At 70.6% G+C, this 23245-nt stretch carries 15 protein-coding genes; 11 read left to right on the forward strand and 4 right to left on the reverse strand.

What is annotated here, in order from left to right; translation table 11 throughout:
- Nucleotides 1-44 precede the first annotated feature (44 nt).
- From ACH4XV_RS46065 to ACH4XV_RS46075, 3 genes are all read left to right on the forward strand, one after another.
- Entirely contained in the window at nucleotides 45-1019 is a 975-nt protein-coding gene (locus tag ACH4XV_RS46065; protein WP_395800204.1) for an ATP-binding cassette domain-containing protein, read from the forward strand.
- 89 nt (nucleotides 1020-1108) lie between these two features.
- A complete protein-coding gene (locus ACH4XV_RS46070; protein WP_395800206.1) occupies nucleotides 1109-1870 on the forward strand; it encodes an ABC transporter permease in 762 nt (253 codons plus the stop codon).
- A gap of 304 nt (nucleotides 1871-2174) precedes the next feature.
- On the forward strand, nucleotides 2175-5018 hold the full coding sequence (locus ACH4XV_RS46075) for a SpoIIE family protein phosphatase (RefSeq protein WP_395800208.1): 2844 nt from the start codon (nucleotides 2175-2177) through the stop codon (nucleotides 5016-5018).
- Between the two features lie 230 nt (nucleotides 5019-5248).
- Here ACH4XV_RS46075 and ACH4XV_RS46080 read toward each other — a convergent pair whose 3' ends face one another.
- Entirely contained in the window at nucleotides 5249-5626 is a 378-nt protein-coding gene (locus tag ACH4XV_RS46080) for a hypothetical protein (protein WP_395800234.1), read from the reverse strand.
- A gap of 366 nt (nucleotides 5627-5992) precedes the next feature.
- Between ACH4XV_RS46080 and ACH4XV_RS46085 the strand changes: the two genes are divergently transcribed.
- Genes ACH4XV_RS46085 through ACH4XV_RS46095 form a run of 3 tightly spaced genes read left to right on the forward strand, consistent with a single transcriptional unit; the run spans nucleotide 5993 to nucleotide 7992 of the window.
- Entirely contained in the window at nucleotides 5993-6205 is a 213-nt protein-coding gene (locus tag ACH4XV_RS46085; protein ID WP_395800210.1) for a hypothetical protein, read from the forward strand.
- Between the two features lie 16 nt (nucleotides 6206-6221).
- Entirely contained in the window at nucleotides 6222-6593 is a 372-nt protein-coding gene (locus ACH4XV_RS46090; protein WP_395800212.1) for a YciI family protein, read from the forward strand.
- Nucleotides 6594-6642: 49 nt separating this feature from the next.
- Nucleotides 6643-7992, forward strand: coding sequence for an RNA polymerase sigma factor (locus ACH4XV_RS46095; protein WP_395800214.1), 1350 nt, complete (start codon nucleotides 6643-6645; stop codon nucleotides 7990-7992).
- Between the two features lie 419 nt (nucleotides 7993-8411).
- Here the strand turns inward: ACH4XV_RS46095 and ACH4XV_RS46100 are convergent, their stop codons facing one another.
- The 3 genes from ACH4XV_RS46100 to ACH4XV_RS46110 form a co-directional block, all read right to left on the reverse strand.
- Nucleotides 8412-9392 (reverse strand): tetratricopeptide repeat protein, encoded by a 981-nt coding sequence (locus ACH4XV_RS46100; protein ID WP_395800216.1) that lies wholly within the window; start codon nucleotides 9390-9392, stop codon nucleotides 8412-8414.
- 237 nt (nucleotides 9393-9629) lie between these two features.
- Nucleotides 9630-9896 (reverse strand): GlsB/YeaQ/YmgE family stress response membrane protein, encoded by a 267-nt coding sequence (locus ACH4XV_RS46105; protein WP_395800218.1) that lies wholly within the window; start codon nucleotides 9894-9896, stop codon nucleotides 9630-9632.
- Between the two features lie 122 nt (nucleotides 9897-10018).
- Nucleotides 10019-10243, reverse strand: a complete 225-nt coding sequence (locus ACH4XV_RS46110) for a hypothetical protein (protein ID WP_395800220.1) — start codon at nucleotides 10241-10243, stop codon at nucleotides 10019-10021.
- Nucleotides 10244-10854: 611 nt separating this feature from the next.
- Here ACH4XV_RS46110 and ACH4XV_RS46115 point away from each other — a divergent pair.
- The 5 genes from ACH4XV_RS46115 to ACH4XV_RS46135 all read left to right on the forward strand — a co-directional run bounded on the left by ACH4XV_RS46115 (nucleotide 10855) and on the right by ACH4XV_RS46135 (nucleotide 23217).
- Nucleotides 10855-12903 carry an ATP-binding protein gene (locus tag ACH4XV_RS46115; protein WP_395800222.1) on the forward strand — a complete coding sequence of 683 codons (2049 nt, stop codon included), beginning with the start codon at nucleotides 10855-10857 and terminating at the stop codon, nucleotides 12901-12903.
- 306 nt (nucleotides 12904-13209) lie between these two features.
- The gene (locus ACH4XV_RS46120) at nucleotides 13210-14685 is read left to right on the forward strand and encodes an acyltransferase domain-containing protein (protein ID WP_395800223.1); all 1476 of its coding nucleotides are present in this window, start codon (nucleotides 13210-13212) and stop codon (nucleotides 14683-14685) included.
- Nucleotides 14682-20651: an SDR family oxidoreductase gene (locus ACH4XV_RS46125; protein ID WP_395800225.1), complete on the forward strand. Its 5970-nt coding sequence runs from the start codon at nucleotides 14682-14684 to the stop codon at nucleotides 20649-20651. The genes ACH4XV_RS46120 and ACH4XV_RS46125 overlap by 4 nt, the downstream gene beginning before the upstream one ends.
- Nucleotides 20652-20668: 17 nt before the next feature.
- The gene (locus ACH4XV_RS46130; RefSeq protein ID WP_395800226.1) at nucleotides 20669-21682 is read left to right on the forward strand and encodes a 3-oxoacyl-[acyl-carrier-protein] synthase III C-terminal domain-containing protein; all 1014 of its coding nucleotides are present in this window, start codon (nucleotides 20669-20671) and stop codon (nucleotides 21680-21682) included.
- Between the two features lie 8 nt (nucleotides 21683-21690).
- Nucleotides 21691-23217 (forward strand): cytochrome P450, encoded by a 1527-nt coding sequence (locus ACH4XV_RS46135; RefSeq protein WP_395800228.1) that lies wholly within the window; start codon nucleotides 21691-21693, stop codon nucleotides 23215-23217.
- Nucleotides 23218-23245: the final 28 nt, after the last annotated feature.

Below are 23245 nucleotides of genomic sequence, written 5' to 3' on the forward strand. Positions count from 1 at the left end.
AGAATGGACGAGACGGGTGTCCTCCACACGAGGGAGAAGGCCCCGTGAACGAGGCGATTGACGTCGAGGGCCTCAGCAAGCGATTCGGCGCCGTGACAGCTCTGGAGTCGGTGGACTTCCGTGTCCCCGCCGGAACGGTTTTCGGCCTTTTGGGCCCGAACGGCGCGGGCAAGAGCACCGCGATCCGCATCCTGACCACGATCGTGCGCCCTACGGCCGGCCATGCCGCGGTATTCGGGTACGACGTGGTCCGCGATGCCGGCACAGTCCGGAGTCTGATCGGGCTGGCCGGGCAGTACGCGGCGGTCGACAAGAACCTGACCGGCCGTGAGAACCTGCGCCTGATCGGGCGCCTCACCCACGTCCGGCGCTCGCGTGTCCGGGCCCGAGCGACAGAGCTCGTGGAACGGTTCGACCTCGCGGAGGCCGGTGACCGCCCCGCCCGAACGTACTCCGGCGGCATGCGCAGGCGCCTGGACGTCGCCGCGGCGCTGGTGCCCGACCCGCGCGTGCTCTTCCTCGACGAGCCCACCACGGGACTGGACCCGCAGAGCCGCAACGCGTTGTGGGAGATGATCCGCGGCCTCGTCGCCGACGGGACCACCGTCCTCCTCACCACGCAGTACCTGGAGGAAGCCGACCAACTCGCCTCGCGGGTGGTGGTCATCGACCGGGGGCGGGTCATCGCCGACGACACGCCGGCCGCGCTCAAGGCGCGGCTGGGCAACACGATCATCGAACTCGACGTGGAGGAGGCTCGCCGGGCGGCGCGCGCGGCGGAACTCGTGAGCGCCCGGTTCTCCACCCGCCCGGACGTCGAAGGCACCCGGCTGCGCCTGACGTCGCACGACGGGTCGCGGCCACTGCTGGAGATCCTGCGCCTTCTCGACGCCCACGGTTTGGTGCCCGGTGCCGTGGCGGTCCACGAGTCCAGCCTCGACGACGTGTTTCTGGAACTCACCGGCCGCCGCGCGGGCGATGCCCCGGACTCCGGGCGAACCTCCGGAGAGGGATCGTGAGCGAGCCGGGCGGGTCCCCGACGTATGCCGCCCGGCGCGGCCGGCAAAGGGGGGCCTCAGTGCCGCCGGCGCACGCAGCGCCACCCCTCGTGCGTGCCGCGCAGGACGGACTCGCCGTCGCGTGGCGGAATCTGATCGCCCTGCGCCGCGTGCCGCGTCTGCTGATCTTCTCCACCATCCAGCCGCTGGTCTTCGTGCTGATGTTCCGGTACGTATTCGGCGGCGTCGTGCAACCGGCCCTGCACGGGGTCGCGTACGTCGACTTCCTGATCCCGGGCATTTTCGTGCAAACCGCGGTGTTCGGCGCCATGAACACCGCGATCGGCCTGGCCACCGACATGGACACCGGTCTGATGGAGCGGTTCAGATCCCTGCCCATGGCCCGCTCCGCGGTACTCGTCGGCCGCACCACCGCCGATCTCGCCAGGAACGTCTTCGTCGTGGCGCTGATGGCCGCGGTGGGCTTCGCCATGGGATTCCGGATCCACGCCGGGGTGCCCGCGTTCCTCGGGGCCATCCTCCTGGTCCTGGCCTTCGGCTTCGCGATGTCGTGGATCTTCGCCGTCGTCGGTATGGCGGTCGGCGATCCGGAGACCGCCCAGGCCGCGGCCTTCCCCGTGCTCGCTCCACTGGTGTTCGCGTCGTCGTCGTTCGTCCCGGTGCAAACCATGCCCGGCTGGCTGCAAGCCTTCGCGGAGCACCAACCCGTCTCACGCAACGCCGACGCGGTACGCGCCCTCGTACTCGGTGGCCCGACCGCCACCGATGTCTGGCAGGCGCTGGCGTGGGATGCGGCGATCATCGCCGTCTTCGCGCCGATCGGGGTGTGGCTGTACCGCAGGGAAGCCTAGGCCCAGGGCCTGCCCCGCTCATGCCGTGCTGCGGCATCGGCGCCCGATCGCGCACCCGGCCCACGGCGGCCTTTCCTGCGTGAGGTTTCAGCCAAGCGGCAATAAGAATAACTACCTATAAAAGCAATAAATAGACACTAATGTGATATTTTTGCGACTCATGCATATCAGGTGTTCAAGGAGCCGAGCCGTGCAACACGGATCCGACGGAAAGGCCGGCCCGACCGCGGGTCTTGGCAGCCCCTCGGGCCCGGGAAGCGGGACGGGGACGGCGCGAACCGACAGATTGTGCCTGCTCGCGGCTTTGGACGACCAAGCGACGGACACCGACGTATTGACCGCCGCCGCGCAGCACGCGACCGCGGCGCTCGGTGGATTCGGCGCCATGGGACACCTGAGCGCAAGCGCCTCTCGGGGCTTGCACCTGATCGCGAGCAGCGGACTCCCCCGAGCCGTCACCCGCAACTGGGAGGACATCCGCGTCACCGATTCGGTAGCTCCGGCGCGTGCCTTCCGGAGCGGCGAGTTCGCGTTCGCGTCCACCGCGCACCGCCCCGAACGCAACCCCTCGGACCCGCCTCACCCGTCGCCCGCCGCGGACGTCTCGGCGCGCTCCGCGATGGCGGCCGTACCGCTGCCCGGACCCCACGGACCGCTCGGCGTCCTGTCGGTGCTGCTACCGGTGGCCGACGCGCTCTCCGTCGGGCAACGAACGTTTCTCCGGGAGGTGGGCCGGTGGGCGGCGGAACGGCTGCGCCTGGCCCCGCCCACGCCGGACACCGTCTCCCGCACTCTGCTGGGGACGCCACCGGAGCGCGCTCCCGGACAGGGCCCCGATGTGACCTCCACCGAATTCGAGTTCGAATTCGATGTGCAGGCGAACGAGGTCGTCCTCGACGAGCGGTTGCTCGACGCCGTCGGCATCGAGCGGGAGACATTCGACGGGCGACTCTCGACCTTCGACGACTACGTCCATCCCGATGACCTCCCGTGGGTGGTGGGAGACGTCGAACAGGCGCTCAGGACCCGTGGCCGGGCGGACAGCGAGTACCGGGTCCGCCGCTCGGACGGGACGTATGCCTGGGTGCGCTTCCGCGGCCGGGCGGTCTCGCACCGGGGCAGCGAGCCGACCCGGCTGGTCGGCACCATGTCGTACACCACCGAGACCCATGCCGCGCTGGAATCGGTGGGACGCGCCCTGGCACACATGAGTGACGGTTTCCTGTCCGTGGACCGCGACGGGCGGATCGGATTCGTCAACGTGGCCGCCGAGCGTCTGTTCGGCCGGCCGCGCGACCTGGTGGGGCGGTCGTTGTGGGGCGTCTCCGTCGTGCGGAAGGTGCCCCTGCTGGAGGAGCGGTCCCGCCGAGCCGTCGCCACGGGGGTCCCCGACGGGTTCGAGGTGCCGTGGCCGGGCACCGATCGCTGGTACCACCTACGACTGGTCCCCCTTGCCGACGGACTCACCCTCTACATCACGGATGTCACCGAAAGACGCCTGCGCGAAGCGGAGCGCGCCGCCGCCGAACGCGCCGCCGCCGAGCGCGCCGCCGTGATGACCCGACTGACCCGAGCACTCGCCGAGGCGACCACCACCCGGGACGTGACCACCGCGGTGGCCGAGAGCGTTCTTCCTCCCCTCCACGCGACCGGACTGGTCATCCTGGCCCTGGGCAACGAGCGGCTGGACCTGGTCGGCTCCGTCGGCTATCCGCCGGCGGTCCTCGATCGCCTCCACGGCATGCCCGTCGTCGCCGCCACACCTCTGGGAGAGGTTCTGCGCACCCGCGCACCGAAGTTCATCGAGTCACCCGACGACCTCACCGCCGGCCATCCCGGGCTGGTGGACTGCCCGGTCACCGAAGGGAAGCAGGCGTGGGTCTTCCTTCCGTTGATCGTCTCGGGCCGTGAGATCGGTGTGGTCGTCGTCTCCTTCGACCAGCCGCGACATCTCACCAGGGACGAACGGAGTCTGCTGACCGTGTTCGGCGGCCAACTCGCCCACACGCTCGAGCGGGCCCGCCAGTACGACGTGGCCACGACTCGCGCCCGTGACCTCCAGAATGCCCTCCTGCCACGGGCCCTGCCGCAGCTCCCCGCGATCGCCGCCGCCGCCCGATATCTGCCCGCCGGACACGGTGCGGACATCGGCGGCGACTGGTACGACGTCATTCCGCTGTCCGGCGACCGGGTGGCTCTGGTCATCGGCGACGTCATGGGCCACGGCATGCCCGAGGCCGCCACCATGGGCCGCCTGCGCACCGCCGTGCGCACGCTCTCCGACCTCGAACTGCCTCCGGACGACGTCCTCACCCGACTCGGCGACATCGTCGGCGAACTCGGGGAGGAGTCCTTCGTCACCTGCCTGTACGGCGTCTATGACCCGACCACCCAGATCCTCACGTACGCCAACGCCGGCCATCTCCCGCCCGTGGTCGCCCGCCGCGACGGCACCGCGTCCCTGCTGACGTTCGATCCCGACCCGCCACTGGGGATCGCCGCCCCGCCCTTCGGCGTCCACGACGTGTCCCTGCCCGACGGCAGCTTCGTCGTCCTCTACACCGACGGTCTCGTGGAGACCCCGGGTCTCAACATCGACAGGGGCCTGCGTCACCTCACCGAGACCGTCGCCGCCGCTCTCGCCGACCGTGACGGGCCGGCCCAGGAACCCGACCGGCTGTGCGACGCCGTCACCACGGCCCTGTTGCCGGCGCACCGCCGCACCACCGATGACACCGCCCTCCTCGTCGCCCGCACCCGTTCCCTTCCGCCGGGTGACATCGCCACCTGGGCCCTCCCCGAAGACCCCACGGCCGCGGGCCAAGCCCGGCACCACGTCCACGAGCAGTTCGGGATCTGGCATTTGGGCGAGGAACTGGAAATGGCCACCGAACTCATCGTCAGCGAACTCGTCGGCAATGTCATCCGCCATGCGACCGGTCCGATCCAGCTGCGCCTGTTGCGCAGCCGCACCCTCATCTGCGAGGTCACCGACGGCAGTCTGACCACACCCCATATCCGACACGCCCGCGCGACGGACGAGGGTGGACGCGGCCTCCAACTCGTCGCCGCCATGGCCCAACGATGGGGAACGCGCTACACCCTCACCGGCAAGTGCATCTGGACCGAACAGGCACTCGACGCGTGAACGGCCGACACCTCGCCCAGCCGCGGTCGATGCCGGCCCCGCCGACACCGGGCGGGCGGTTCGCGGTGCGTCGCCGGGGGCGGGGCCGGGGTTCATTCGCGTTGTCACCTCCCCCGGTTCGGGTGGGCCGGTTGCGTCGTGTCACAGGCCGTGGACGCCCCAGCGCGGAACCCGGCGACTCGGCCCACGACGCGGGCGCCGCCGCATACGGCCCCGGGTAGCCTCCGGGCTCAGACTCTGGTCATGGTCGACGTGTATCCGCCTCCGCCGGGGTAGACCCAGTCACCGGTCATCACCGTGTCGTCGGCGTTGAAGGTGCCCCGGAAATACGCCGGACTGCCCTTCGCCCCTGCCCAGATGGTGAGTGTGTCGCCGACGAGTTCGTAGACGTAGTCGAATGTGTTGCCGTTCGAGTCGTAGTACCGCGACACCACGTCCGTGCCGGCGGGCTCGCCGAACGGACGGAGGTTCCCGATCACTTCCAGGCCACTGACCGGCTCACCGAACTGGACGAGTTCGACCTGCTGGCTCAGGAAGAACCCGCCGGGCATCCACTCGTAGCGCACGCTTCCCTCGGCCCCGCCGGTCACCGCCCAGGTACCGACCAGGCGATCCAAAGCCTTGAGCTCGACGCTCGGCTGGTTGCTCTCGGACATGTCGTCCTCCTTCTTGTCGATGGTCGCCGATACCTCGAAGCCGTCGACCCGACCTCGACGCCCGGCGCGTGTGGCGTGGATCACGCCTGAAAGGTGTCGAGACCCGGGATTCGGCACCGAGGTATCCGGCAGGACCCACCAAAGGAGGAGTCATGACGGACACCGCCACCACCGACGCCGTCGCCGCGATACGCCGCTCGGATCACCTGTTCATCGCCGGGGCGCCGACCGGGCCGGTGTTCTGCATGTCCTGGCACGGCATCGTGCACTCGGCCTCGGCCCGTCGTCGCCTACAGCGCTCTGGCCGTCGCCGCGATCGTGTCGACCGTGCGCTGCGCGCGCCGCCGGGCGATCGGCGCGGCTGTGCTGAACGGCGTGATCGCGACGATCCTGCTGTCGCCGATGTCGGAGGACCACATGAGCATCCGGATCGCCGTGAACGGCCTGGTCGCCGTCGGTTGGACGACCGCCCTCGCGCTGACGTTCCGCCGTGTCCACCTGCCCGATGCGACCTACCATCGGCAGGGATGATCGGAAAGGAAACACCATGAAATACCTGCTTCTCGGCTACACCTCGGCCGCCGCCTGGGACGCCGCGACCGCCGATGCCCCGACGGAGGACGCGCTGGCCGCGTTCGCCGCCTACCAGGCGTTCGAGAAGGAACTTCACGCGACCGGCGAACTGGTCGCCACCGAGGGCCTGGGCCACCCCGCGAGTGGCACCACCGTACGCAAGACCCCGGCGGGTGTGACCGCGACCGACGGACCGTTCGCCGAACTCAAGGAGGTCCTGGCCAGCTTCGCCGTCATCGACGTCACCGGCCGGGAACGTGCCCTGGAAATCGCCTCTCGGATCGTGGAGGTCCTGGGCGAGCCGATCGAGATCCGGCCCATCATGGGCGAGGACTTCGCGTCGTGACCGGCAGGCCGTCGCACGACCGGGCGCGGGCGGCGCGCCGCATCCCGCGATGAACGACGGACCCGGCACGACCGCGGATGTCGAACTCCTCCTTCGCGCCGAAGCACCCCAGGTGCTCGGCGCGTTGACGCGGCGTTTCGGCCGCTTCGACCTCGCCGAGGACGCTGTACAGGAGGCACTGCTGACGGCGAGCCGGGCGTGGCCCGTCGACGGCGTGCCGGACGAACCGCGGAGCCGGCTGATCCGGATCGCCCACCGGAGGATGATCGATCTCCTGCGCTCCGAGCAGGCACGGCACCGGCGCGAGCGGAAAGCGGGCATGGCCGAACTCGTCCTGTGCGAGCCGGCCCGCCGAGCCGCCCCCGCCCGGGAGACCGACGACGGCCTCACCCTGCTGCTGCTGTGCTGCCATCCCGTGCTGAGCCCCGACTCCCAGGTGGCACTCACGCTGCGCGCGGTCGCCGGCCTCACGACCGCCGAAATCGCGCACGCCCACGGCACGACCGAGACCACGATGGCGACACGGATCAGCCGCGCCAAACGACGACTGGCCGACGCCGGAGCCCGCTTCACCCTGCCCACCGACACGGACCGGGCCTCCCGGATGAGCGCCGTCATGCGGGTGCTGTACCTCGTGTTCAACGAGGGCTACACCGCCTCGGCGGGAGACGAACTCGCCCGCACCCGGCTGACGAGCGAGGCGATTCGGCTGACCCGGATGCTCGTCGACGCCGTGCCGGACGACGCCGAGGCGACCGGCCTGCTGGCGCTGATGCTGCTCACCGAGTCACGACGGCCGGCCCGCACGGGCGACGACGGCGCGTTGATACCGCTGGACCGGCAGGACCGCTCCCGCTGGGACCGCGATCCGATCCGCGAGGGCACCCGCCTGATCGACGGCGTCTGGCACCGCAGTGAGCCCGGGCCCTATCGGCTTCAGGCGGCGATCGCGGCGCTGCACGCCGCGGCCGCCACGCCGGAGGCGACGGACTGGCCGCAGATCGCGATGCTCTACCTATGGCTGGAACGGCTCGCCCCGACCGCGCCGGTGCGACTGGCTCGGGTGGTCGCCGTCGCGCGCGCGTACGGCCCGGTTCGGGGGCTGGCGCTGCTCGACGACCTCAACCGGCAACACGCGTTGGATCGGGATCCCCTCACTCGCCGACGCGAACGCGCCGTACGCGCCCACCTCGCACACGCCACCGGCGACACGGCGGCTGCGAGGACCCTGTACCGCGAGGCCGCCGCGCTGACCGACAACCGGGTCGAGCGCCGCTACCTGCTCGACGAAGCCGACCGGCTCGACCCCCCACCCGATCGCCCTTCCCCGGGCGGCGCCCGCGACGTGCCGGCGAGCCCGAACGGGACATCCCACCCGCCCGCTGAAACCAACGAGTAGCGTCGGGGTCGGTACGGTGACCCACGCTCCCTTTCCGGCCCCCACCGCTTCGGACCACGCCTACCAACCCTCGTCGCTGCGGAGCCTGTTGCGATATAACGTCAAGAACCGCTCGAAGGACGAGGCGAGCACGGGCAGCGGACCGCCTTGGATCCGAGCGTACGGAACACGTCGCCCCCGGCGACGAGAAGCTCCTCCCCCTCGCCAGGAACATCGCCCTGTACGTCGCCCCGAACGCCTGGCCCCGGATCCCGAAACCCTCGACGCCGCGCACCGGTTCGGCGCCGTCCGATGCCCCGGTCGACAGCACTACTTGGCCCGCCCCCGGTTCAGCAGGGCGACCTGCCTGAATTGTTCATGCAACTGATGGCCGTGACGCACTCGGCGCCGGGGGCGCACCGGAGCTCGCGGAACTCGGATCAGCGAAGACGGCGCGCCTGGGCAATGAGTTCGGGAGACAGGCCCTCACCGGCGCAGGCGTGATCGATCAGAACGGCTCGATAGGGGCTGTCCGGCATCTGTGGTGCGAGTGAGATCAGGGCCTCGAGAGCGTTGGCGTCACCTGAGCCTCGGGCAAGGTAGGCGGCTTCCGCCGCGCGGAGGGTGATCTCGGTCGGACCGTGCTTCAGGCCTTCGCGCGCAGACTCCACGGCACCGGCGAAGTCGCCCTGCTCGGCATGTAGGTCAGCCAGGTCGAGGAAGAGAGACCAGTTGTCGGGCTCGATGGCCAGAGCACGGTGGAAAGCCGCCGCGGCCTGCTGCGGTTGGCCGATCCTGCGCCAGGTTGCGGCCCGGACGACCTCGGTCAACATGATCGACTCGACCGAGTCGGCACGGTCGCACATGGCGAACGACTCGTCGGCAAGTCCGCATGTGCGTAGAAAGATCGCCATTTTGGCCATCGGTTCCGCAGCAGGTGCCCGATCGCAGACCTTGCCGATCAACTCGCGCCAGGGCAGCAGAGCGTCCTGGACCGCCGGCGAGTCCAGAGCCCGGCCGTAGTCCATGGTGCGCATCACCGCCTCGGCCAGCGCCTCCGCCCCCACGCCGTCGGTGAAGCGCGGATCACTGAACCACGGGGCCCTCGCCCATGCGGTGCCGGGCTGCGCACCCGTCACCGAGCCCAAGGCCATCACCGCGTTGTCCATGTCCGCTGCGAGGAAGCTGACATACGACGACGTCAACACCGCAGGCAGAGAGTTCTCTCCCGAGAGCGCGGCGGTCAAGCCCGGCCGCTGTTCCTCCCAGATCTCGCCGAGCACGGCGTATGGTTCCGGGGCCTCGGGCGCTGCCGCGACAGCGCCCGCGACGTAGCGGACGGCTGCCCGGAGGTCGCCTCCGCAATGCGCCATCACCCGGGCCACGCTGACCCCGACAACAGCATCTCGATTCAACGTCATCCGAGGATGGTAAGAGGTCCCGGCTCCGCCTCTTCCCTGTCGACCGGCGGATGCCCGATGGGTTCGGCGCGTTCGGCGGTGTCGACGTCCGGTGTCCGGGTCGGGGTCGTCGAGCAGCGGGAGGAGAAGGTCGGCGTCGGTGGCGATCGCCGTGCGGGCGGCCTCGACCGCCCGGTGGCATCGGCGGTCGCGCGTTCGCGATAGGGGTGGACGCGATCCTCGTGGTTCTACGGGTACTCAGCGTCGGGCGCGGCCGAAGAAGATCCGGTAGAGGATCAGCAGGATCAGCGAGCCGCCGATCGCCGCGACCCACGTCTTGAGGTCGAAGAAGTGCTTCTCGAAGGGGCGGTCGAAGACCTTGGCCGCGATCCATCCGCCCAACGCGGCACCGGCGACCCCGATCAGGATGGTGATCAGGCAGCCCCCGGGGTCACGCCCCGGCAGCAGGAGTTTGGCGATGATGCCCGCGATGAGGCCGAGAATGATCCACGCGATGATGCCCATGGCGGGTCCTGCCCTTCGAGAATGGAAATGAAGCGGTATCACCCGATCGGCCCAGGTACCGACTCGGGCCGCCGAGGTCGGCGGAGCCAACGAGCCGCCGAACCACCGACCGACCCGGGTGTCTACTCCCGCGGTTCCTCGAACGGAGGTTGCCACGGCGGCTGCGCGTAACCGCCGTCCGACCAACCCGCTACTGCCCCGTTCGGTGAGCCGTACACCGGAGGATTCGCGCGCACCTGGTCGGCGTGCGAGTGCGCTCCGAGCGGGCCGCGGGCGTTGGCCGCCCGGTACCACTGGTCCTCGGTCCACCCCCGACTGCGCAGCGGGAATACCAGACGTCCGGACACCGCCCATCCTCACCACAGATGACCAGCCGCAAGCCGTCGCAGGCGTGTTGACGGGCTGCGGATGCCCCCCTCCGCCCGGCCACAACGCCGGTTCACGGCCGCGTTACGGAATACGACCCAACGCGTCGGCTTGGTCGACTCCGCCTCCTGGGGCCTGCGAGTTCGACAGACCTCGCGTACAACTCGCGCCGTGCACGCCGTTGTTCTCGGCACGAATGGGCGTGGGAGACGCGAACGCGGCACAACGTGCCGCTCGCTGGGCGCGTGCGCGCCCGCGATGCGTTCGTACGCCCTGTGGTTGACACGTTTCGTGTTGTTTTCCTTGCAGAACGATCGGCCCTCGGTCGGTCTCGGACTCACACGTGGGCCGGGCGCGCACGCCGGGGTGCGATTGCAAGCCGGTGACCGTCTGCGAGGACGGAGGTACCGTGAGTCGTGAAGGGATTCATTGGGTCCATCGGCGTGCCGGCGGCGTCCAGCTGAGCCGGTTGACCGCCATCGACCTTCTTGCGTCCACGAACATCCAGACCATTCGGGGCCCACGGGTACGCCGTGTCGCGTCTTGGCGCACCGCGCCCACGCGTTGCCCCTCAGCGCTTGGGAGTCCCACATTGCCATGCACGCCATCCACCGACGGCAACTCGTTCCCCAGCCTGGCGCAACACCTCGAGGCCGCCCGCAACCGCGCATTCGTCGGGAGGACCCGTGAGCTGTCGCTGTTTCGACGCGCCCTCGAAGCTGAACCGGGTTCGTTGGCCGTCCTGTTGATCCACGGACTCGCGGGAGTGGGCAAGTCGTCCCTATTACGGCAGTTCGCCGTGGACGCCCGTTCGGTCGGCCGGACCGTGATCGAGATCAACGGCCGCGTCGGCTCGACGCCGGCCGCGTTCGAACTCGCGGCGGCGGACATGTTCGCCAGTGACAACGCGGTGCTGCTGGTCGACGACTTCGAACGATGCCAGGTCCTGGAATCCTGGCTGCGGGACCACTTCCTGCCCCGGCTGCCGGCCGGAGCGCTGACCGTCTTCGCCGGGCGCCGAGCACCCGCACCCGTGTGGGAGACCGATCCCGGGTGGGCCGAAGTGGTGCGCGTGGTGCGGCTGGAGGATCTGTCGCCCGAGGACGCCGCAGCACTACTGGAGTCGCGTGGTGTCCCCCATGGACCGTTGCTCGCGTTCGCCGGCGGTCATCCACTGGCGCTCGCCCTCGCCGCCGAGGTCACCCTTCAAACCGCCCCCTCCGCCGGCGAACTCCCGGCACAGGAGGTGTACTCCAAGCTGGTGGAGTACCTGGTGGGCGACCTGCCGTCCGCCGCGCATCGGCACGCACTGGAGGTCTGCTGCCACGCTCGTGCCACGACCGAGGAGTTGCTGCGGGCGGCGCTGCCGGGAGAAGACGCGGGGAACCTGTTCGCCTGGCTTCGTCGGCTGCCGTCGATGGAAACGGGACCACTGGGCCTGTCCCCGCACGACGTCGTTCGCAACGCCGTGGACGCGGACCTGCGATGGCGTGATCCCCAGTGTTACGCCGCCATGCACAGTCGGATCCGCGATCACCTGCTGAAGCGCGTCGCCGAGGCACGCGGCCCGGATCGAATCACGGCCGTCGCCCCGATCCTGTACCTGTACCGGGGCGGCGGTTTTCTGGGAGACCTCATGACGTGGCGGGGTCGGGGTGAGGTCCACGAGGAGATCTTGCGGCGGAAGGACCATGCGGTTGTCGTTCGAATGGCCGAGCAGGCGGAGGGAAGTCGTTCCGCTGCGATCGTGCGGTTCTGGCTCGCCCGGCAGCCCGAGGCGTTTCGCGTGTACCGAAAGTCCGACTCAGGGGAAATAGCCGGGTTTTCGGCTTGGTTGAGGCTACGGGACGCGAACGAAGAGGAAGTGCACGCGGATCCGGTGACGGCGGCGGTGTGGACCCATGTCCGCGCGGTGGCCGACCTGCGATCCGATGAGCATGTGGGGATCGCACGATTCATGGTCTCGTCCGACCGTGTCCGACGCGCCTCGCCCGTCCGCGATTCGATGTTGCTGAGGATTGCCGCGGAAGCGCTGCTCGTTCGTGGCGCCGCCTGGTCGTTCGTTGTCTCCGCAGATCCCGACGTCTGGACATCGGCTACGGCACATGGCCCGTTCCACCCGGTCGGAACCGAAGTCGGGATCGAACCCGGCACTCACCGAATGTTCGCACAGGATTGGCGGGCCGAGCCGCTGGAATGCGCCCTCGAGCACATCGGGCCGCGCCGCTCCCTGCGTCCGACGGCGGAGTCGGCCGCTTGCACGGCCGTCATGGCCCGCCCCGAGTTCGACGAGGCCGTCCGTGAGGCATTGCGGTGTTGGCATCGCCCCGACGCCCTGGCCCGCAACCCCCTGTCCCGGAGCGGATTGCTCGCCGATGCCGGCGGTTCCCTCCGGGAAGCGCTCGAGCGGGCGATCGACACACTCGGCGAGGACCCGAGGAGCGCGAAGGCGCACCGGGCTCTGACGGTGACGTTCGTGGACGGGGCGCCGACCCAAGAGGCGGCGGCCAGACGCGTGGGGTTGCCGTTCAGCACCTACCGCAGGCATCTCACCCTTGGTATCCGGTACGTCAGCGAACTCCTGTGGCACCAGGTGATGCGGGGCGTGGCCTCCGCCGCGCCGCTCACCGCCCGGCTCTGAGCCCGGGCGGACCCGGAATGAGCAGAAGCGAGCAGGAGATGAGCAGAGAATGGTCTGGTCACCCTCCGGCGAGAAATCCGAGACTGTATTTCGGCATGGGCATGGCAACCCATACCCGGTGGCGACGAAACGTTGGAGACACCAGCACCGCGCACCTGGTCGTATTTCGGCGATTCCGCCGTTCGGCTATCGCACGACGAATGTCTGGATGTCGTCGACTTCTTCACACCGACGTGGCGTTTCGGGACTCCGGCCACCGGCGAGACATCGCCGGCCGTCGGGACGGAAATGAGGGTGACGCACGTAATGGATTCGGTATTCGTCATGCCCGGTACGGTGCCTGCCCCGCGCGCAGGCATCCTGAGCGAACTCCACCATCGCTACGAGACCGTCCGCGAATCGTTGTCGCGCATCGACAAGGCGGCCCGGGAAATGGGATTGTCCGAGATCTCTCCCCGGCTGATCGAGGACAACGGGACGAGCGACCGACACGGCCCCGAGGTGCAGTACCTGGAGATCTACGCGGTCAGCCTCGCGACGCACCACATGCTGGTCGCCGAGGGTGTCCGGCCGGTCGCGATCGTCGGGCAGAGCATCGGGGAGCTGTGGGCCTTGGCGGCGGCGGGGCACCTGGCCGTGGAGGACGCCGCGCGCTTGGCCGTAGCCCGTTCCCAGGCTCTGACCCGACAGGGGTGGGGCGGCAAGATGCTCGCGGTCGGTGTCGACGGCCGCCGGGCGCGGGCGCTCGCCGGGTTGCTCGACCATCCCCACCTGGTACTGGCCTGCGAAAACGCCCCTCGGCAAAGCGTGCTCAGCGGCCCGGAGCCGTTGATCGGGTTCATCGAACGGGTGGCGGACACCCTGGGTTGGCCACATCTGCGCCTGGACGTGCCGCACCCCACGCACACGCCGGCGATGGTCCACGCAGCACGCGACCTGCGAGCGAGCGCGCCGCGCGTGCCGTTCCGCACCGGGCGTTGGCGGGTGTGCTCCCCGTGGTTGGGCCGGGACGTCGGCGACGACGATCCGGTGGACCTGGTCGCGGGCGCCCTCACCGCTCCGGTCCGGATGTTGCAGACGATCCGCGACCTGCACGCGGCAGGCGTCGACGCCTTCGTGGAGTGCGGCGAATGGCCCGTCGTCACCAAATTCGTCGAGGCATCCGTCCCGGGCGTGCGGTGTGTGGTTCCGTTGAGCGAGGGCGATCCGTTCGAGGCGGTGCGGGCATTGGTCGCGGGGTCGTCTCGCGGCGGGCTGTTCCGCGAGCGGGTACCGGCTCCCCCACCCGGCGGCAACGGGGTTGCCGCGCAGGCGATGACAACCGTGTCGGCCGGGTCACTCGCGGCGCTTCCCACCGCGGTCCCGGTGGCCCATCGGCCGTCGGTACCCGCGCCCCCGCCGCCCGTGGTCCACCTGAACCCCGTCGCCGACCCGGTCCCGATGGTTTCGGCGCCTCCGGTTCCTGCGGCGACGACCGCCATCATCCCGGCCGCGAGCGGGCCGGTAGCTCCAGCCGGGGTCGACTACGAGACGGTTCTGACCGAACTACGCGTGCTCTACGGCGACTTCCTGGGGTATCCGCCGGATCTGCTCGGCGAAGACGACGGCCTGGAGTCCGAACTGGGTGTGGAATCGCTCAAGCAGGTGGCCCTGCTCGGGCGGGTGTCCGACCGGTTCGATCTGCCCGATCTGCGGGCGAACACCTCCCTGTTGACGCTCGCCACCCTGCGCCGGATCGCGGAGACCGTGGTCCGAACCAGGTCGGAGGTCGTCGCGCGATGACCGACACCGACCATCTTCGCGGCCGGGTCGCGCTGGTCACCGGTGCGGCGAGGAGCCTCGGCGCGGACATCGTGCGCCGGCTCGCGAGCGACGGCGCCCATGTGATCGTCAACTACTTTCACTCCGTCGAGCAGGCGAAGTCCCTGCAAGCCGAACTCGAACAAGCGGGCCGCAGCTGTGAGTTCATTCGCGCATCGGTAGCCAAGACCGACGAGATCGACCGCATGTTCGATCTGGTGGGCGAGCGCCACGGCGCCCTGGACGTGCTGGTCAACAACGCCGCCGGAGGGGCGTTCCTCCCCCTGCTGGAGATCGACGACACCTATTGGCAGCGGGCGTGGTCCACCAACGTGATGGCGACCTACCATTGTTCGCGCCGGGCGGCCGAACTGATGATGGGACGCGATAACGCGAACATCGTGTGCCTGTCCAGTGTCGGGGCCCACCTGCCGATCCCCGGATACGGCCCCGGTGGTGTCACCAAGGCCGCCTTGGAGTCACTGGTCCGCTACCTGGCCCTGGAGCTGTTCCCCCGGAACATCCGCGTCAATACCGTACAGCTGGGCACCGTGGCGAGCGAGTTCGTCGACAACCTGGACAACCCGCCGGCTGCGCTGGGTGACCCCGCAACGACGAGCGACCTGATGAGTCGTGCCCTCTCGACACCGGAGGCCGCCGGGTTGATCTCTCACCTCCTCCACCCCGACTCCGCCTTCGTCACGGGCCAGACCATCGTGGCCGACGGCGGCATCTCCATCGGCGGAATGCAGGGCGCCCGCCTGCACAGTAAATGGGCGGACCGAGTGGGCGTCCCCGCGCGAGGCCGACCGAATACGCCGACCGCGACGCGGAGCGCGTCCCCCGATAGGCACGAGTCGAACTCCGAACCCCCCGAACCCATCGCCACGCATCGGCCTCCGGTTCCGGTATCGACCCAGGCACCCGTTCAGGCATCGCGGTTCGACCCCGAAGCCATCGCCGTGGTCGGCCTCGGCCTGGTCCTGCCCGGCGCGAACTCCACGGACGAGTTCTGGGACCGACTGCGTGAGGGCACCCTGATCCGCAGCGAACCGTCCGCCTTCGACCTGAAGCACTTCTGGGCACCCACCCGCAAGGACACCGACGCCTTCTACGTCCGCGAAGCCGGCTACGTCCAGAACTTTGTCCCCGACCCCGCCTCGATCGCCGAGCCACACGGCAACGTCGACCACCCCGGTTGGCCGCGCACCAATCGCTGGCTGCGGCATTGCGCCGTCCGGGCTCTGGCGGGTGTGCATCGACGCGCGACCGACCGCTGGTTCGTCGCGACCACCGGCATCCACGACCAGACCGGGCTCGGCCCCCAGGCCGTCGTACTCGGCGACGAGTACCGGCGCATGGTGCGCGAGGCGATCCCCGCCGACCAAGAGGGTGACTGGCTTGCCGAGTTGGCCGACCACGCGATCGACGCGCACTACGCCGGGGACGGCGGCAACCCGCAGGCGTACCTGCCCGCGTCGGTCTCCCGCAACGCGCTGCGCGGGCTGATCCCGGACGACGCGCAACACCTGACCCTCGACTCGGCGTGCGCGAGCGGCCTGTTCGCCCTCGACGCGGCGGTCAAGGCGCTACGCGACGGCTCGTGCGACGTGGCGTTCGCCGGTGGCACCGCGGTGGTCGAGCCGATCGGCTTCACCCTCTTCTGCCGGGCCCAGGGCATCTCGATGAGCGGGAATGTGCGCCCGTTCGACCGGGCGGCCGACGGGACGGTGATCGGCGAGGGCGCAGTGATGCTCGCGTTGAAGCCGTACGCGCGGGCCGTCGCGGACGGCGACCGGGTGCTCGGCGTGGTCCGGGGCAGCGGGCTGGCCGCCGACGGGCGAGGCAAGGGCATTCACGCTCCGGCCATGCGCGGTCAGGAGTCGGCGATCGCCCGGGCCTGGGCCGACGCGGGCGTGGAGGCAGACGACCTGGACTGGATCGTGGCCCACGGCACCGGGACGCCGGTGGGTGATGAGATCGAACTGCGGTCGCTGCTCTCCCGATTGGGGCCGCGGAAGCGGGCGTGCCTGGTGACGTCGAACAAGCAGGTCTTCGGGCACACCGGGGTCCTGGCGGGCCTGGTCTCGGTCGCCCACGCGCTGGTCGCGTTCGAGCGCGAGGCGATCCCCGGGCAGTGTGTGGTCACCGACCCGCATCCGGTGCTCGGCGACGGCGCGCGGCTGACCGTGCCGCTCGTGGACGCGCCCTGGCCCACGGACGACGCTCGACCGCGCGTGGTCGGGGTGTCGGCATTCGGCCTGGGCGGAGCCGACGCTCACGTGGTGCTCTCCGACCGCGCACCGAAGGCGGCGCCCACGGCTCGGCGCGGCGGGGCGGACATCGCCGACACCGAGGATGTGGTCGTCGTCGGTTGGAACACCCATCTGCCCGGCCTGGATCCCGCCGATGTGCCGGCGTGGCTCACCGGTGCCGGCCCGCGCCCGGAAGCAGGCTTCGGGCTGCCCTATCCGCTGCCGTCCCCGCGCCGGGTGCGCATCCCACCGCTGACGATGCGTCACATGGACGCCGCGCACCTGATGACGCTCCAGGCGCTCGGCCCCCTCCTGGACGAACTCGGCGAGCCGGGCAACCACCTGCGGCCCACGACGGCGGTGATCGTCGGATCGTCGCTGCCGACCACGCACAACACCCGGGCCGCGCTGCGCGTGCATGCCACCGAGTGCGCCGCCGCGTTCGACATCCTGCCCGATCCCGCGCAGGCGCAACGCCTGAAGGAATACCTCGCGAAGGGGATGGCGGAGGCCGCCGGGGTGATCCCCGGCGACCTCAACGAGGACGACTTCACCGGCGCCGTCTCCTGCATCCTGTCCGGCCGGGCCGCCAACTACTACGACTTCCGGGGCATGGGCACCAGTGTCTACGCGCACCGGGACTCCGCGCACACCGGCGTCGACGTGGCCCTGCGCCAACTGCGGCACCGGGCCTGCGATCTCGCCCTCGTCGGCGCGGTGTGCCTGCGCCCGATCAGCGGATGGGACCGCCACCTCGCCGGTCTGGTGCCGGACGGTCGATCCATCGCGGAGGGCGCCGCCGTACTGGCGATCGCCCGCCGCTCCACCGCCCGCGAGCACCGCCTGCCGATCCTGGGCACCCTCTCCACCGCGCTCACCGGTGACGATTCGGGCGCCGCCCCCGCACACACGCTGCCCGTACTGACCGACGCCGGGCACACCTACCTCTCGCTCGACGCCCTACTCGCACTGGTGAGGGCCGTCGTCACCCAGACCGCGACCGTCGTGGCGCCCGCGGCCCCAGGGTCACCGCCGATCCGGTTCACCCCACCCGCCGACCCGCACCAACCTCCGGCGGAACGAGCCGACCGCGTGAAGTCGACGCCCGCCACACCCGACCCGGACCTCCCGCAGGAGCAACACACCGAGGACCGTCTCGGCCGCCGCCAGACCATCCGCCTGGTGTCCACGCCCCCGCCCGCGGCGGACGCGGCCATGCCCGCGATCCCACCGGGCACCGTCGTCATCACCGACTCCCCCGACCTGGCCGCCGCGGCCCGCGGCCCGGACGTCGCCACCTGGGCTCCTGCGCCGGGCATCGGCGCCACCACCCACGTTCCACCCGAGCAGGCTTCCGCGGCCCTGGCCGGCTTGCCCTTCATCCCCCGCCACATCCGGATCCTGACCCGCCTGCCCGACGACGACGGCAGCACCGACGGCGACGGCGCCACCGACGCCGAGACGGCCCGGATGGAGGCCCTCCAGGACCTCGCCTTCACCACCGTCCAGGCCGTACTGCCCGCACTGCGCAACGGCGGCTCGCTCGCCGCGCTCCTGCTCGGGGCGATACCGGACGACCTGCCGTGCCCGTCGAGCGCGCTGATCGTCGGACTCGTCCGCTCCGTCCGCGCCGAAATCCGCCAGTGCGGCGGCGTGGCCCTGCTCACCGACGCACCGGACGCCGCGACCGCCCTGGCCCGGCTGGCCCGAGTGGCCGACGCCCAGGTCCCCACCCACACAATGGCCTGCCGCGCGGGCGCCTGGCTGACCATGGCCGTCGTCGACGACACCGCCGCACCGACGCCGACAGAGCGGCACCGGCTACCCGCCGGCGCGGTCGTGGTCGCCTTCGGCGGCGCCCGGGGCATCACCCCCGAGATCATGCACGCGCTGGCCCACGCCGTCGACCGACCCCATGTGTACGTCGTCGGCCGCACCCCGCCCCCGGAGCCCGGCGAAACGCTGCCGGCCCAGGCCGAGTTCATCAGCGCCGAACGCCGCAGACGCCCCGGTGCCACGGTGGGCGAGTTGCGCGCCGAGTACGAAAGGGCCCGAGCGCGCCTGGAGGTGGGCCACACCATGCGCCGGTTGGCCGACCTGTGCGGCACCGACCGCGTGCACCACCGGGTGTGCGACGTCCTCGACGCCGAACGCACCACCGCCGTCCTCGGCGAAGTGCTGGACCGACACGGGCACATCGACCTGCTCGTCAACACCGTCCTGGAACTGCGCTCACGCGCCCTCCATGCCAAGACCCTCGCCGACTTCCGGGCGGTACGCGCCACCAAGGCGACCGGCTACCGCAATCTCAAACGCGCCCTGGCCGGTCATCCGCCCGGCACCTGGGTCAATTTCAGCACTCTCGCGGCGCTCGCGCCCGCCCCCGGGGACGTCGACTACTGCACCGCGAACGAATACCTCGCATACGCGAGCGCCCGGGCCCGGCGGCACGCGCCGCCCGACCGGCACGAGTTCGCGATCCTGTGGAGCGGCTGGCTCGAGGCGGGCGTGGCCAGCAGCATCACCATGCGCGAAACGCTCAAGCGCAACCGCATGGACGCCTACATCGACAACGCGCTGGGCTGCGCCCAGTTCCTCGCCGCCGTCGCCCGCCCACCCACGGGCGGAGTGACGTTCTTCGTCCGGGAGGACGAGCGCACCCTGCTGCACACCCGCGGAATCGCCGCCCACGGCTCGCCCGACGATCTGCCGATGCCCACCCCCGACGTACCACCGCCCGCCGTGCCGGATCCGGCTCTGCGTACGCCCCTGCTCGACGGCGTCCTGTATCGCGGAACGGACTGGATCGTGCTGACCAAGTCCTGGGATCCGCGCACCCTGGCGGAAGGGGACGGCCGCTGGATGCGCCACCACAGGGTCAACGGCGAGTACACGCTGCCCGGCACGTTCACCCTGGAGGCCGCCGCCGGGGCCGCCGCGCTCCTGTGCCCCGAACTCGTGGTTACCGGCTTCCGCGACCTGGTCTGCCGCACCTCGATCACGGTCGGACCCACCGGGCCGGCGCGCACCGTCGCAGTCGAGGCTCGGGTCACCAAACGGCACCGGGACCACACCGAGGTCGCCGTCAGGATGACGACCCATCGCATCGGCCGCAACGGCCGCGTCCTGCGCTTCAACGACCTGCTGTGCGAGACAAGGGTCCGGCTGGCGCGGCGATATCCCGTCCTCGCCCCACCCCCGGACTGCTCCGCCCACCGTGCCGAGCCCGACTTCGTGGTGCCGGTCTATACCCCGGACCCGCCCATCTCGCTCACCGGCCCGTTCGCCGGCACCCGCGACCACGCCCGCGGGCCCGACGGGAACTCCGCCGCGTTCCGCTTCGACCACACCATTTGGGCGCCGGCACTGGGCGAGATGGTCGTGCCCGCCATCCTGCTGGACGCCATGGTGCACTTGCTCCTGCTGCCCCCGCCGGGCGAACTCCCGCCCCGGGTGGGCCCGATGGCCGGTCTCGGCGAGGTCGACCTCTCGGGGCCGGGCAACGACTGCCGGCTCGGCGCCGAGCATCCGACGATCCGACTGCACTGCGACTTCGCCACCGGGATCCTGACCGCCGCGACCGCCGACGGCCGAACACTCGCCCGGATCGCCTCGGCCGGCGCACACGACCCGGACCGCCCCGGCGCACTCGTCCGACCCCTCGCCGACGCCCGCCGATCGACCCTTTCGTGACAGCCGAGGAGACAACGATGTTGTGGCAGGACATCACGATCGCGGGCACGGGTGCGTGGATCCCGACCATCGTCCCGGTACCCGATCCGCGCGAGGCATCGACGTCCGCGCCCCGGCAGGCCGCGCTCAACGGATTCACCACAGCAGCCATCGCAACCGACCGAACTCCCACCCACATGGCCGCCCGCGCCGGCCTCAAGGCGCTGCGCCACGCCGATGTCGCCTCCGCCGACGTCAGCGCGCTGGTGCACGCCAACTTCCAGGACGAGGACCACTACACTCCGGCGACCTACATGCTGCGGGTGCTCGGCGGGCCGGACACCATCGGCTACGAACTGTGCGCGGCCAGCGACGGCGGGGCCGCCGCACTGGTCGCCGCCGCCGAACACCTCACCGCCCGGCCCGCCGCGAAGGCCGCATTGGTCACCGCCGGTGCCCGATTCCCGGAGCAACGCTGGGGCGGTGCCCGGAAGATGGGCTACGTGGCCGGCGACACGGGCGCCGCCGCCGTACTCACCCGAGGCACCGGCTTCGCCCGACTGGCCGCGACCGCCCAGGCCGTGGAACCGCGCCTGGAGGCGTTGACCCGGGCGCGGAAGGAGCACAGTGACGGCAGTCGACCGTTCCCCATCGAGGACAGCGGACTCATGCCGCACATGGACACACTGCAGCGCGCCACCCGCCGCTGCGTCGAAACCGTCCTGGACGAGACCGACACGAAGCCGGCCGACGTCACGCACGTGGTGGCCATCGCGATCGGTTCGATCGTGCTCGACATGGTGCTCGCCGGATCACCGCTCGACCTGCGCTGCGAGGACACCAGTTGGACCTTCGGCCGCCACCTCGGCCATGCCGGCCCATGCGACATCCTGCTCGGCCTCGACCGCCTGTTCCGCTCCGGCGCGCCGCGGGCCGGCGACCGTGTCCTGGCGCTGAGCTTCGGGCTCGGCTTCCGCTGGACCACCGCACTGATCGAGGTCATCCGCGACCCGGACCCCGCGGCATCGGCCGCGCGGGCACACACGGAATGAGGTCGTCCATGCCGGACACCAACACGGCCACCGTCGCGTCCATCCCGCTGGCTCCGCGTGCCCTGCCCCTGTTGGGTCACGCGCTGCCGCTGCTGCGCGATCCGTTGGCGTTCATCACATCCTTGTCGGGCTACCGCGAGATGGTCCGCGTCCGGCTGGGCCCGAGCTCGGCCGTGATGATCTGCGACCCGGGACTGACGCGGCAGGTGTTCCTCAACGACCGCGTCTTCGACAAGGGCGGCGCGATCTACGACCGCATCCGCGAGGTCATCGGCGACGGCCTGTCCACGTGTGCCTATCCCCTCCATCGGCGTCAGCGCCGGCTGTGCCAGCCGTCCTTCCACCCCGCCCGACTCGTCGGATACGGGGCGGTGTTCGCCCGGGCGGCGCAGCTCAAGGCGGATACCTGGCGCGACGGCGACGTCGTCGACATCACCCAGGAAATGATGACGCTGACCACGCGGGCCACCATGGAGACGATGTTCAGCGGCGCCCTGCCGGAGGAGACCATGCAGCGGGCGCTGACCGACACATCCACCGTGGTCAGCGCGTTCTTCCGGCGCATGATGACGCCGGCCCTGTTGCGTGGGTTGCCGACGCCGAAGAAGCGACGGTACGACGAGGCCCGGCACCGGCTGTCGGCCACCATCGAGGAGATCATCGCCGAGCGGCGCGCCGACCCCACCGACCACGCCGACCTGCTCTCCGCACTCGTCGGCGCGGTCGACGAGGAGAGCGAGGGCGGCGAGAAGCAACTCAGCGACACCGAACTGGCCGACGAGGCGCTGACGTTCTTTCTCGGCGGGATGGAGACCACGGCCATCACCCTGGCCTGGGCACTGCACCTGCTCGCGACCAACCCGCACGCACAGCGACGCCTTCAGGCCGAAACCGACGAGGTCCTGGCCGACAACGACGGTTTCCTCGACGTCGGACACCTGCCCTCGCTGGGCCTGGCGAGCCGGGTGGTGACCGAGACCCTGCGGCTGTATCCGCCCGCCTGGATGATGACCCGCACCCTCCGCGAGGACGCCGAACTCGGCGGGGTGCGCCTCAAGGGCGGCAGCACCATCATCCTCAGCCCCTACCTCCTGCACCGCCGATCCGACCTGTACGCCGAGCCGAACCGGTTCGACCCGGACCGCTGGCTCCACGCCCAACCCGACCGCGCCACCTATATCCCCTTCGGCGCCGGGCCCCGCAAGTGCATCGGGGACCAGTTCGCCCTCACCGAGGCCATCCTCGCGCTGACCGCCATCGTCGCCCGCTGGCGCCTGATCCCGGTCGGCGACGAACCGTTCCGACCCAATGTGGAGACCAGTCTCAGTTCGCGCGGCCTGCGCCTGCGCCTGGAGGCGCGCCACCCGGGTGGCGCGGAATCCGCCGAGCCGCGCACCCACGCCTCGCGGTCCGCGTCCACCCCCTCCCCCACGACGCCGGGCACCGGCGGCTGCCCGATCGACCACCAGCTAGGTCGCGTATCGGGTTGTGATCAATCTGTGGGATTCGTCGTCAAGGCGGTCCTGGTCTGGTAGATCGTCTTGGTGTGACGCGAGAGCAACT

It is taken from the genome of Embleya sp. NPDC020630 (assembly GCF_044334985.1).
Taxonomy (GTDB): domain Bacteria; phylum Actinomycetota; class Actinomycetes; order Streptomycetales; family Streptomycetaceae; genus Embleya.

Bases quoted from the DNA above. Each gene is read 5' to 3' on its own strand.
- ACH4XV_RS46135 (WP_395800228.1), top strand. From the start codon at position 21,691: ATGCCGGACACCAACACGGCCACCGTCGCGTCCATCCCGCTGGCTCCG.
- ACH4XV_RS46130 (WP_395800226.1), top strand. From the start codon at position 20,669: ATGTTGTGGCAGGACATCACGATCGCGGGCACGGGTGCGTGGATCCCG.
- ACH4XV_RS46095 (WP_395800214.1), top strand. From the start codon at position 6,643: ATGAACGACGGACCCGGCACGACCGCGGATGTCGAACTCCTCCTTCGC.
- ACH4XV_RS46120 (WP_395800223.1), top strand. From the start codon at position 13,210: ATGGATTCGGTATTCGTCATGCCCGGTACGGTGCCTGCCCCGCGCGCA.
- ACH4XV_RS46125 (WP_395800225.1), top strand. From the start codon at position 14,682: ATGACCGACACCGACCATCTTCGCGGCCGGGTCGCGCTGGTCACCGGT.
- ACH4XV_RS46100 (WP_395800216.1), bottom strand. From the start codon at position 9,392: ATGACGTTGAATCGAGATGCTGTTGTCGGGGTCAGCGTGGCCCGGGTG.
- ACH4XV_RS46105 (WP_395800218.1), bottom strand. From the start codon at position 9,896: ATGGGCATCATCGCGTGGATCATTCTCGGCCTCATCGCGGGCATCATC.
- ACH4XV_RS46090 (WP_395800212.1), top strand. From the start codon at position 6,222: ATGAAATACCTGCTTCTCGGCTACACCTCGGCCGCCGCCTGGGACGCC.